Genomic DNA, 12,858 nt, shown 5'->3' on the forward strand with positions numbered 1-12,858 from the left:
GAAACAAAACAAGATATACCAGATGGTCGTCGGTAAGGCCAAAAGCGTCAGTTCGGTATCCTGTGTGCGCCAGCGCCTTCGCATGCGTTTTCGCTCGCTTTTCTTGTCCATATTAGCCACTCCCTTCGTTTGTTTACATTTAATGTAAGCGCTTTTAAATATTAAGAACCGTATTTCCTTCGATCGCGTTTCACTGGAATAAATTACAATTCTACGTCATCGTTAACGTTCTCAATTATGCGGTTTACTCCCGGAAATTTCCCAATGGATGAGGTCCTTTACATATAGCGGCTCGATTTATCTAATATTATGTATAAGACATCACCCCTTTCATCCAGTCAAAAAACATGAGACCGCAGTCAATAAACGATAGATTTGGAGAGGATATAATCTAAATTTTCATTTATTTTCTACTCTGTTGCAACATTTCTGCCAGGTAAGGGTTCAAGAATACGCCCGAAGGATCAAGTTCTTGTCGAAGACGAAGAAATGCATCCCACTTCGGATATACCGAACGGAGCTGCTCCGCGCGCATCGTGTGCATCTTGCCCCAGTGCGGTCTCCCGCCATGCTGTCTGCAGATATCCTCTACTTTGGCAAAAAAGTCTGCATACTCCATCCCCCGATACATATGTACAGCGATATAGGCAGAATCACGCCCAGTCGCTGGACTAAGCCATATATCGTCTCCCCGTACATAGCGGCATTCGATTGGAAAATGAACAGCAAATTGGTACCGATCTATCGTATTACGTATTTCCTCCAGTACGATTCGCATGTGATCTGTCGGTACACTGTACTCCATTTCGTTAAATCTAACGAGCCGCGGCGTCGCGAAAATACGGTGACTATACCCCACTTCTTGCATATCCGGTACGCCCGCTGCCGACAATCGGCTTATCGGCTTACTAAGGCGCGGAACGAAGCGGCAGCACTCCGACAAGACCCAGAACAGCACATTCTCCATTAGCAAGACTTTCCAATAACTCCATCGGCTTGGCGTTCCGGGGACCACATCCGTCTTATTGCTCAGTTTTATTTGGGCGACATCCGTATAAGGGAACCAGTAAAACTCGAAATGACGGTTCTCCTTCTTTAATAGATCAAGCTGCTCAAGGCATTGGGAGAATGATATTTTGCGGCTCGTATAGCGGAGCGCATACGAAGGTACAACACGTAGCTTCACCTTCACGATAATCCCGAACATCCCTAGTGACACCTGCATCGCCCGAAAAAGCTCTTCATCCTGCTCGACTGAACATTCGAGAATTTCTCCTGTCGCTGTCACCACCGTCAAGCCTACCGCTTGCGTTGCGAGGCTTCCGAGCTGCTCTCCCGTACCATGTGTTCCTGTACTGATCGCTCCTGCAATGGATTGCGCATTAATATCGCCTAGATTCTCTTGCGCAACCCCAAAGGTATGCAATTCTTCCCCGAGTCGGTCCAATTTCGTTCCGCCCCACACTTCAGCAATGCCTTTTTCCAAATCAACAACAATCACGCCTTGCAATTGATCCAAGGAGACCAAGACATCATCGGTCTGGACGAGCATCGTAAATGAATGTCCAGATCCGACAACACGCAGTTTCCGTCCTTCGGCGGCACATGTCTTAACAATCTCGACTACCTCTTCTATGCTGACCGGATATACGATACTCCGCGGTAGTCCGCGTACTAGTCCTGACCAATTGCGCCATTCTTTCGTATTACGCTTCTTCAAATTTATAGATAGCATAGCCCGTCCCCACGATATGTCGTTGTCTCCCCAACGATACCGCTATTCGAAATGTAGTAGAGGTGTGTGAAGCGTTCGCATAACTCTCCTGCTTTGCTATGACGCATAAAGATCGGATCGCCGAGTTCCAGCTCTTCTGGCCCGTTGTAGCGAATCGGCGTCTGAACTTCTCCTGCCCCTTCCATCGCAAGGAGTGCCGCACCTTGCGGTAAGTATGGACGTGGCAGTCTGTCGCTGCCTGCAGCTCCTGAAGCCGTATACCCGCCGCCTAAGCAGGTATAGAGATCACCGCGCGGCTGACGCACGATCTCGATCGCATATCCTGCGGCGGGAAGCAAAGTGAAGTCCCGGTAGTAGTCAAACAGACCGGGCGAATAGAACCCTGAGCCGGCCGTGACCTCGGTGACGACTGACTCCACGCTGCTTGTATGAAGACTACCCGTCCCGCCAGCATTCACGAACCGCAACGGAGGAAGGCCCAATCGGTCAATCGCTACGATCAGCTCCGCCCGCCGGGCAGCGGCTTCACGGATCGAGCAGCGCTTAAGTAACCGCACGATGACGTTCTTCAGAGCCTGCCTCGGCACGCGGTCGCCTAAGCCTGCAACCTGCGCTTCATAACCCATGAGCCCCTCGAGCACGACGTGCCTCGACTGTGCGATGCGCTTGATGAGGTCCAGCGCCGCATCGGTGGAGCGTATAGGCGAGCGCCATACGCCGAAGTGCAGCCCCGGGACATCTATCGACAAATCGATGTCCACACAGAGCGGTAGCACCACGCCGTACTTGGCGGCTGCCACTTCCGCCTGCTCGACATGCTCCTTGCAGTCGACCATTAGCGTGATGTTGCAACCCTCACGCTGATGCATGGCGACGGAGGCGAGCAGGCGTGCGTCCACCGCCGGGTAGCCCAGCAGCAAGTCGGTGAATCCTTGTTGTGCTAGATAGAGTGCTTCGGACACGGTGTAGCACATGATCCCCTGAAACTGCGCATTTGCCTGTAGAATTCGCCGGAGCACATCAACAGAACGGATCGATTTACTCGCAATACGGATTTTCTTCCCATTTGCCCGATGAAGAATGCTCTGAATATTCTGCTGTAGCATATCGAGATCAATGAAGGCAAAGGGCATCTGAAGCCCGGTGCAAACTTCTTTATAGTAATGATAATCACGCACTTAACTCGACCTCCTTTGTAGATAGCTACATCATTCTTGTACTATTAATATTCTAATAACAGAGAGATAGTCCATTATTTCGGGCTCACACAGGGACAATTGCGGGATTGGTTTCTCATCGAAATAATCAAAACTCTCCTTTGTGGTTCCAAATGGAATCATAAAGGAGAGTGGGTACAAAATATTTATCTCGCCGCTTGGCCTTATAAAATTCATGATACAGCGGCTGAGTCGCAAGGCGAAATTAAAGGGGCACCCTATTGGATGCCCCTTAAGTATCAGAAAGATTTATTGGAATGAGCACGGTACAATACCGAACTTATCTCCAAATAGCTGCCTCACGAAATAACCTGTCTACCTTGATGGGGTCATTTCAAATTAATATTTCACGGAAGCAGCCCTACCACCTATTTTAATTACATTGCTGTTAATCCACCGTCGATGACAAATTCAGAACCCGTTGAATAACTAGATTCGTCTGAAGCAAGAAAGAGTACAAGATTTGATACTTCTTCAGATTGAGCCACTCGTTTAAGTGGAATATGTTTCGCAAATTCCTTGATTGCTTCTACTGCGTCACCTTGTGAAACCATTGGTGTCTCAATAACACCTGGATGCACTGAGTTTACTCGGATGCCGAGGGGTGCTAATTGAAGCGCTGCTGCTTTGGTTAATCCTCGAACCGCAAATTTCGTATCCGTATAACCAACTGCTCCACCGACTAACCCATTCATTGATGAAATGTTTATAATAGAGCCATTCCCAGTCTTTTTCATAGAAGAAGCTGTTGCTTTTATTCCAAGAAAAACAGAAACTTGATTGATATCCACTATTTTACGATAATCTGCCTCTGTCATTTCAAAAATCGATTTGCTCATGCTAATGCCTGCATTATTCACTAGCACGTTGACAGGACCAAATGTATTTTCTGTTTCTGCCACAACGGTATCCCAGTCAGCTGCCTTTGTTACATCTTGTTTCACGAACTTCACATTTTCCCCTAATTCTGCTGCTAAGGCTTGTCCGCCCTCTTCATTCAGATCGGTAAAAACAACTTTTGCACCTTCACTTACAAATTTACGGACATGAGATTCTCCCATACCACGTGCGCCACCTGTGATAATAGCTACTTTACCTGCTAAACGTTCCATTTAAAGGTCTCCTTTAGATTTGAATGTCATTAAATTATACTATAAAAAAGATGATATTCAAAAATTTAGATTCTTGTACAGATTGATTGTTATTCACGCTGAATAAAAAAACAGTTTAGCTTACTTATGATAAGGTTCGCCCCGATTAATTTTTCACTATTATAGGTTATAAACCCAGCTGTAGAATCCATCTCGACCAAATGAAATATTGCCAAGTAATTGCTTGTTTATTAATCGAAGAGGGTATATAAAGCTTACCGTAGACACTCCTAAAATATTTAAGCAATTATGCTTTTATTCTATGGGGGCGGATGCCTATCTGTGCATATACGGTATAACTATGTATCTTTGAAAAGCAAAAACGAGCAGCTCATGTTGATCTCTGCCCGCAACAGTTCATTTATTTACCATCGTGAGTTTGCTTTACTTGAATCTCCCATATTGTTTCGCATATGAAACGATTCGTTTATATAACTTTTTATCCTTCATGTTCTTTAAGGGGTAAAATTGGGGCCTCGTATTCACTTCCAGAATCCACGGTTTGCCCATAGAATCCAAACTGATCGAAGTTATTCCCAACAGAGATACCCAAGTCCTTCAATCTTGTCTCCATACGTTTAATCTCGACTGTATTGTATCCTGCGCCTGACATTGTTTCATGAATATAACCGATTTTCCCGCCTTGATTATAGTTCGTCGCAACTTTACCAACCTTTCCTATTTTTGCGAACATAGCAGTGCTAACCCATGCTCCTTTGTTCGTCTTCTGGACCATGACGAATATCAAAGGGTTTTCCGTTCGTTTTAGCCATTGGAAAAGTGGCACAGCTTATCGTACAAACGATTAATCGTAGAATACGTAGATTTGACTGTATTGAACTGGATTTGGTAGCCCTTCTCCTTTCTTTTGATCCGAATAATATCAACCCCGCCCGAACCTCCCGTAGGCTTGAAATAAACAGTAGAATAAGTAGCAAGCATCGAGATCAAGTTCTTTTTATTAAAAAGCATCGTTCGTGGAACATATTTTCTTAAATTCGATTGCTTTAACAGCCAGCCACTTTTTTTCCACTTGCTTTTGATTGAAGTACTCTTATATTTCATTAAGTTACCTCCTATTCATAAGATAGGATATGAATGGAGGTAATAGCCTGTCAACACTTTTGCCTAAGCTATCATACTTGAATGCGTATTCGGAATGAAACGATGATCTCATTAGGATAAATCATCGTTTCATCCCCGCCTATAAACTACCCTAAATTGAAATAAGATCTCTAATCGTGAAATAAACATCCACTGTATAATCGTGATGAGGCGGTTCATATTTGAGTTTAGCCACGTGGCTCTCTAAATCATAATACCAGCCTTGCTGGACGTTCACCCACTCTCGTTGGCCAAGGAACATGGGTAGCTTCGCACCCTGCAAATATACGTCAACCGGTGCAATGTCCAGGCATAACAGATCGATGACCAGCTGCTTGACCTGACATGTATATAGACCTTCATATTCGAAGGAAATCGTCGTTTTTTCACCAGCTTGAACACCGATTGTTGTAGTCAAGTATTGCCCATTCATATACTCATTCGTTGTTCCATCATCTTCATAAAGTGAAAAGTTCGTATTCTCTGACGGCTCAATGATCAGCTCAAGCTCATGAATCGTATCTTGATGAATGTTTGTTAAGTTTACAGCAAGCGGAATAACGGAACCGCTTCGAATAAACATCGGAATGGACGATAAGTCGACAGGAAGTTCGACAACTTTGCCGCCGCTATAACGCTTTTTGGTATGCCAGTCAATCCAATCACTTCCCTCAGGCAAATAAACAGTACGAGAAACCGCCCCTGCTTCCAGTACATTCGCTATGAGTAAAGAGCGTCCGAGCATGAAGTCGAAGCTCTCTTCCCACACCTTCTCATCCTGCTGAAATTCATACACAAGCGGACGCATGACCGGTGATCCTTCCACTGAAGCCTCACGAAGCAAGGTATACAAGTAAGGGACAAGAGAATAGCGAAGATGAATCGCATCCCTGATATAGGAACTGTAGGATGGAAACATCCACGGCTCGGTAACGGTATTATCGGTATTGCAAGAATGAATAGAAAACCTCGGCTGGAAAATTCCATTTTGCACCCAACGCACGAATAATTCCGGTTCTGGTGCAGGGCCAAAAAATCCACCGATATCACAGCCCTGATTCGCGACGCCCGAAAGACCCATCCCAAGAATAATTGGAATGTTAAATTTCAAGCTGTGCCAGCTTGTATTGTTATCGCCCGCCCAAGTCTGAGCATAGCGCTGAATACCAGCAAAGCCCGCTCGATTCACGACATACGGCCGTGTGTTAGGGAACTCTTCAGCAATAGCCTCAACTGCTGTCAACGCCATCAAGTTAGGCATGATCGGCCGAAGAGCGCTGATGGTGCTGCTAGTCCCTTCATAATGACAAATGGCATCGGTATTGTTAATTTCGTACTCGTTATTGTCATTCCATATTGAAGTAACACCACGAGAAATGAAAGAAGCCTTCAAATGTTCTTTCCAAAGCGCTCGCGCCTCCGGATTTGTGAAATCGACGAAGGATGCAGCGCCTCCCCAATAGCGATCCTTCTCCGGACACTCTCCCGTACTGTCCATCACATAAGCGCCTGCTTCTGCGAATTGCTTATAGTGTGGATGCGTGAGCAGCATACCGGGTTTAATATTTGGCGCAAGCGCCGCGCCCTTCTCTATCAAGCCTTCAATGAACTTCGCTGGGTCTGGAAATCGGTCATAGTTCCAATTAAATACATACCGTTTGCCGTCCTGCCCACTCGTATACCCGGAAGACATGAAGAATCCATCGCATGGAATACTTTCCTCAAGGCATCGATCCAGAAAACCCAGAATGGCTCGATCAGAATCCCGCTCCAGCTCGGTGTAGAACATGGTAGATCCCATGTATCCGAGTGAATATTTGGGGGGCATAATCGTTTTTCCCGTTAAATCAGTATACTGCCTGACGACATCTTTAATTTGTGGTCCGTACATAAAGAAGTAATCGAGCTCTCCACCATCTGCACAGAAATAACTATAAGGCGTCCAATAGCCGCTACGCTCAGAACCGATATCAAAGACCGAATCGTAAGAGTTATGATAAAAAATACCCGTTGCCAGTTGATTTGCACCATTAAATTTGATGTAAAAAGGGATATGCTTGTACAGAGGATCGGTTCGCTCAGCATCGTATCCAATCGTATCGATATTGTGCATGCGCAGCCTACGTTTCCGCTTATTTAACTGGCCACTTTTCTCCCCGAAGCCGTAGTAGTAGTCCTCTGTACCCATCGTGGAATAGTGATACAAGCGGCCGTGCTTATCCTGCACATAAGCACGATCTTTCACATCCGAATGCAATACAACACCATTCATGTCTTGAATTTCAATCGCAAACGGCTGCTTGTGAACAATAATATTCAGTTTAGCGGTCGACATCTGCACACTCGAATCCGTCTCCTTGTACACGATCGGCAGTGGATTAACTTTGATGCGATCAGATATAACCGCATCCATCTTATCATCCCAGGCAGTCATCGCTAACGCATAAGAAGCCTCCTCCCCAAATTGCTTATCGAATGTACACCGAATGCGAATGATTTCATCATTCATGAGTACGAGGCGATAAAGAGCTACATCGGTGGCAAGCTCCAGGTAGCCGGGACCTTCTTTTATATCAATTAGTAATTTACTGACATTCATACTTCATTCCCCTTTCATTGCCGCACCATTTATTTCATCCCGGAAGTAACCATACCGCTCACAAAATGACGCTGGAATACAACGAATACGATGAGTACAGGTATCATTGTAATGACAGACATCGCGAGCAAGCTGCCCCAATCGACATTGAATTCTCCAATAAAGTTGGAGAGAGCCAATTGGACCGTGTACTTCGATGGATCGCTGATGCCGATAAGCGGCCATAGAAAGTCGTCCCAGCGCCACATAAAGGAGAAGATTGCCAAGACTGCCAAGATTGGCTGACAAATTGGCAATATGATCTGTACATAGATGCGCCATTCGGATGCCCCATCCATTCGTGCGGCTTCCAGCAGCTCGTCAGGGACTGACAGCAAATACTGTCTCACCAAAAATACACCTGTCGGCGTTGCTGCAGGTGGAATAATAAGAGCAAGCAAAGTATTGTATAGTCCTAATGCGCTAAGCACTTTAAAGATCGGAATCATGATAACTTCTAGCGGAATCATGAGAGTTGAGATGAAACCAACAAGTAGAATCGTAGCTCCCTTAAAGCGGTATTTCGCAAGCGCAAACCCGGCCATCGAGTTAATGAGCAGCAGCAGCACCGTAGAACTAATGGCAACGATTGCGCTGTTCATGAAATAACGGCCAAAGTTGCCTTTCTCGAATGCATTTACAAAATGCTCAAAGGTAAATGGACTCGGCCAAAAACTAATAGGGAAGCTGTACAAATCCGAATTGGTTTTGAAGGCAGATAGAAAAACCCAGAGCACCGGAAAAATCCAGAAGGCGGCAAGGACAATGAGTAGCAAATATACCAAATATTTTAGCGAAGGCTTAAGCTCCATCTTAGTTTTCGCCTCCTTTGGTTAGTCGGAATTGAAGAATCGTGAATATGGAAATAATGATGAAGAGTACGATCGACATGGCGCTGGCCATGCCTAGTTCTTGCCTTGCAAATCCCGTATCATAAATATACTGAACGATAAAGATTGTCGCTTTGTTCGGACCGCCTCCCGTTAGTGCAAACATGAGCGGATACGCTTTGAAAGCGTCAATGGTTGTTAGCATGATGACTAGCAGGGTTGTAGGCTTAAGCATTGGAAGCGTAATAGCCATAAAAGCCCTTCGTTTAGAAGCACCGTCCAAATAGGAGGCCTCATAATAATCTCTAGGTATGGCCTGCAGACCTGCTACGAATATGACCATAAAAAAGCCTAGGCGAGACCATACAGTAGCTATAATAACGATTAAGTTGGCGTAGAAAGAACTTGACAAGAAAGATATAGATTCAGAGCCTAACAAGCTTAATAGATGATTCAAAATACCAAGATCGCCGAAAATCCATCTCCACGTCAATCCAACAATGATGAATGAAATCATGGTTGGCCAGTAAAAAATCGAACGAAAGAAGCCTCTGAATCGAATGCTTTGGATAAGTAAAATAGCTACACCAAGCGCTGAGCAATAAATCAATGGAACAACGATGACCGCATAAATAGTCGTCTTACCAAGCGTACTCCAGAAGTCTTTTTTCGCGAAAATCTCCATATAGTTTTCAAAGCCGATGAATTTCATCGGATTCAAGCCGTCGTACTTATGAAATGAGTAATAGAATCCTAGTATGATGGGAATAACGATGAAAGTTAAAAAAATCAGCAGATTGGGCAGTACAAACAAATAAGGAGCAAGCATGCGCTTGCGCTTCGGCCGCGATGATTTCTTCATTTCCGCAGGTATTGCCTGGGATGACATAACATATTGCCCCTTTCATATGAGAAATCAGGGCGCTAGCTCGTAGCGCCCCAAAAGTCGTTCTATTTGCTCACATCTGCAATGGCTTTGTTAATGATAACCGCAACCTCATCCAATACTTCCTTCGCTTCTGACTGACCCGCTATAACCTTCACAATTCCTTCCTTCAAATCTATGCTGAACTTAGGAACGATTTCTTGCTTAGACCAGTCTGATGCAGCAGCTGGAATTGTATTGTTCAGTTCGTCAGCGAACAGCTCGAACATTTCCTTGCCAAAGGCATAATCCAGCTCTGCACTATCCTTGCGTGGACTCATAAACAATGATTCCAGATTGAACCTCGAATTCACTTCTTTACTGGACAAGTATTCGATGAAGCTCGTCGCTTCGTCTTCTACACCTGATTTTTCGAATGCCATTATGAATTTACCACCTGGTACGGAGGAGCGATTGGCTGCTTTTGGCATAGGCATGACGCCCCACTCGAAATCCGAAATATCTTTATAGCTGCTTATGTTCCAATTGCCAGCGAGATGTGCCGCAACTGTTCCGGTACGGAACAAGTTATTCGGGTTTTCGCCGCCCAGCCATACTGATGTAGGAATAATGCCGTCATCATGCATTTTTTTGAAATATTCCAAAGCTCGAACGCCCTGTTCATTATTGATGGTGGCTTCCGTTCCTTCAGCGTTCATCATGCTACCGCCGAATTGATAAAGCAGCGTTGACCATCGATGCGGTGTGAAATCCCATACGAGGCCGTATTTTGCTCCACCCTTCTCCATGACCTCCTTAATTGCTGCGTTGAACTCATCCCATGTCAAAGTGTCATCACCTGAAGTCGGAACAACGACACCGGCTTTTTTAAACAATGTCTTGTTGTAGAAAATGCCATTTGCCGTAACATCCATCGGTGCTGCTACAACCTTATTATCAATGACATAGTAAGGCTCTATAGAGTCGATAAATTGTGACGTGAACGCTTCTACGCCTCCAAGCTTCTCAGCAAGATCGACTGCTCGACCCGAGAAGGCACCAATCTCAGTCGTACTAATTCGTGCTAGTGCAGGTGGTTTGCCGCCTGAGATCATCGTTTTCAACTTAGTAGACAAATCCTTGTAAGGGACTTCAGTCAGCGTTACTGTAATATGAGGGTTTTTATCTTCATATTGCTTAATGATTTCCTTCATAACGTCGCCTTCGACCCCATCTGAGAACCAAACGAAATCAAGCGTAACTTTCTTTTTGGCGTCCGTAGCACCTTTGTTAGCGCTTTCATTTTGTCCGCAAGCAGTAACCAATAAAGCAATAGCAACAAACAAGAAAGCTATCGAACTAAATCTGAATTTTCTTTGCACACCTTCAACTCCCCATTATTATTAAATGCATTTAACTGTCAGCGCTTATTTTTCTGTACATTTGTGGGGAAGCGCCAGAATATTGTTTAAAGGTACGACTGAAATGAATCGTCGTATTAAATCCTAACTTTTCGGAGATGCTGCTAATCGAATCATCATTGGTGAGCAGCATCTTTTTCGCCTCTTCCACACGCTTTCGCATGACATAGTTGTTAATCGTATACCCTGTTACTTCTTTGAAACAATGACACATGTAATACTTGCTTAGATGATGCATTTTTGCCAATTCGTCCAAACTGATCGTATCGGTAAAATTCTGATTCAAGTTCTGTAGAATACATCGAACGCTTACCTGGCTGGGAGAATGCTTCTGATTAGGCGACATTTCTATCAGATGCTTTGACTTCCGATAAATACAGAGCAGCATCTGAGTTAATTGGGTCTTCAGCATGTAGTTATACCCGAAGGCTTCTCTCTCCGTCTCCTGATGCAAAAAACCAAAACATCGTTCCATCTCCTCACGTTCATCAGGTGACCAGCGAATTCGCAGTCCGCTTGGAGAATCAAATAAAGTAAGCAGCCTGTCATAAAGCTCCGACGGTACATGATCCTCTAGAAACGAAGGCATGAAGTTGACATAACTTCTTACATATCGCACGCCCTTAGACGGATTAACGCGATGAATTACACTTCCGCTGAACAAGAGCATATCACCTGGAAGCAATTCATAAATATCATCTTCAATGACATAGTTCGCATTGCCCTGGATGAACAAGTACACTTCCAATCCTAAATGCGTGTGAACAGGCCATTGGTGCTGCCATTCATCGTAATGGGATCGGACGTAAATACCGTTACTTTTTAAAGCAAGATTCGTAGGTGTGTGAATCATCATTGAAATTTCAATCACCCCTTTCAGACTTGAATTGGAAAAATTATTAGAAATTTGGTAAGAAATGTTCTTTTATAAAGGTAATATAACATGCAAATACTTTGTTAGTCATACTGATATTGCTTCAGACTTAACGGATATTGCTGAAAACACTCCAATAAAATTAAGCGCTCTCATTTTCTTCGGTAAAGGAACTAGGCGCTGGGTTTGTCCAACTCTGATCACTCCGCGTGAATACTTTTATTCGCCTGGTGTCATCCTGTTAACTCCCAATGCGTGTTAACTGGAGTAGGCGTGAAATTCTTTAACTTGCTAAGTAAGTATTTTGACTTTTTTAGCCGTCATTTATGGTACGGTTCACCGTGTCATATATAGGGCAAAATTTTTGCGCGGATAAACGGTAAACCGAATTGAAACCGCTCATCCGATAACCAGATGAGCGGTTTTTACATTCTACTTCTCCTGCTCCTTTATATCCTGCTCAATCCCCAACAGAATCAGCTTCAATCCGAACTCAAACGCTCTGTCAGTCCCCATTAACTCGAACAGCCCGTTCGTGAACATCCTCCTGAACAGTCCCGCTTCCGTCTCGCTCATGGAGTCCAGAAGGCGAATCACCTCCTCACCCGGAACTGCTCCCGGGTCCTCCTTAAGGATAGCGGAGACATTGCGCTCTTGCTGATAATCGTCTAGGACGAAGTAGTAGACATAGTTCACAAGCGTAGTAATCACTTGTGCATTTTCTGTTCTTGCTCAAGCGGCGTCGATTCCACGCAGAGCAGCATACGGTTGGTGAACCGGATAATGTCCGGTTCGTGGGGCAGCGTCATCATCATGAGCTGCGTGGAGCAGGGATACCGGCTGAGCACACTCCGTACCGTTACCGCAAGCCCCGTCAGCTGCTCCTTCCAGTCCCCCTCGGAGTGGAACTCCTCCAGAATCGTTTTCGATACCTGGTTGGCAAGACGCTGGTAGAGATTCTGCTTGCTCTTGAAGTACCAGTACAGTGAGGGAGCCTGAATCCCAAGCCGGTCTGCCAATCGT

Annotated in this window: 9 protein-coding genes and 2 pseudogenes; all 11 read right to left on the reverse strand. The window is 44.9% G+C overall.

Translation table 11 applies throughout. The features are described from left to right. Positions 1-403: 403 nt before the first annotated feature. Positions 404-1,735, reverse strand: a complete 1,332-nt coding sequence (locus tag AC1D7X_RS25280; RefSeq protein ID WP_495458767.1) for a D-arabinono-1,4-lactone oxidase — start codon at positions 1,733-1,735, stop codon at positions 404-406. Continuing rightward, entirely contained in the window at positions 1,723-2,868 is a 1,146-nt protein-coding gene (locus AC1D7X_RS25285) for an amino acid deaminase/aldolase (RefSeq protein WP_495458768.1), read from the reverse strand. The genes AC1D7X_RS25280 and AC1D7X_RS25285 overlap by 13 nt, the downstream gene beginning before the upstream one ends. A 461-nt stretch (positions 2,869-3,329) precedes the next feature. Beyond that, positions 3,330-4,064 (reverse strand): glucose 1-dehydrogenase, encoded by a 735-nt coding sequence (locus AC1D7X_RS25290; protein WP_495476380.1) that lies wholly within the window; start codon positions 4,062-4,064, stop codon positions 3,330-3,332. Positions 4,065-4,487: 423 nt separating this feature from the next. Then, positions 4,488-4,839 (reverse strand): annotated as a pseudogene (locus AC1D7X_RS25295) (YheC/YheD family protein). 29 nt (positions 4,840-4,868) lie between these two features. Next, positions 4,869-5,168, reverse strand: a complete 300-nt coding sequence (locus tag AC1D7X_RS25300) for a YheC/YheD family protein (protein ID WP_495458765.1) — start codon at positions 5,166-5,168, stop codon at positions 4,869-4,871. 151 nt (positions 5,169-5,319) lie between these two features. Next, on the reverse strand, positions 5,320-7,806 hold the full coding sequence (locus AC1D7X_RS25305) for a glycoside hydrolase family 31 protein (protein WP_495458764.1): 2,487 nt from the start codon (positions 7,804-7,806) through the stop codon (positions 5,320-5,322). Positions 7,807-7,835: 29 nt separating this feature from the next. Further along, entirely contained in the window at positions 7,836-8,657 is an 822-nt protein-coding gene (locus tag AC1D7X_RS25310) for a carbohydrate ABC transporter permease (RefSeq protein ID WP_495458763.1), read from the reverse strand. 1 nt (position 8,658) lies between these two features. Then, positions 8,659-9,564 carry a carbohydrate ABC transporter permease gene (locus AC1D7X_RS25315; RefSeq protein ID WP_495476381.1) on the reverse strand — a complete coding sequence of 302 codons (906 nt, stop codon included), beginning with the start codon at positions 9,562-9,564 and terminating at the stop codon, positions 8,659-8,661. Positions 9,565-9,626: 62 nt separating this feature from the next. Beyond that, positions 9,627-10,922 (reverse strand): ABC transporter substrate-binding protein, encoded by a 1,296-nt coding sequence (locus AC1D7X_RS25320; protein WP_495476382.1) that lies wholly within the window; start codon positions 10,920-10,922, stop codon positions 9,627-9,629. A 31-nt stretch (positions 10,923-10,953) separates the two neighbouring features. Beyond that, complete coding sequence (locus AC1D7X_RS25325) at positions 10,954-11,817, reverse strand: AraC family transcriptional regulator (protein WP_495458760.1); 864 nt, start codon at positions 11,815-11,817, stop codon at positions 10,954-10,956. A 450-nt stretch (positions 11,818-12,267) separates the two neighbouring features. Then, positions 12,268-12,858 (reverse strand): annotated as a pseudogene (locus tag AC1D7X_RS25330) (TetR/AcrR family transcriptional regulator); the annotation flags it as partial.

Source organism: Paenibacillus sp. Y568, assembly GCF_059445545.1.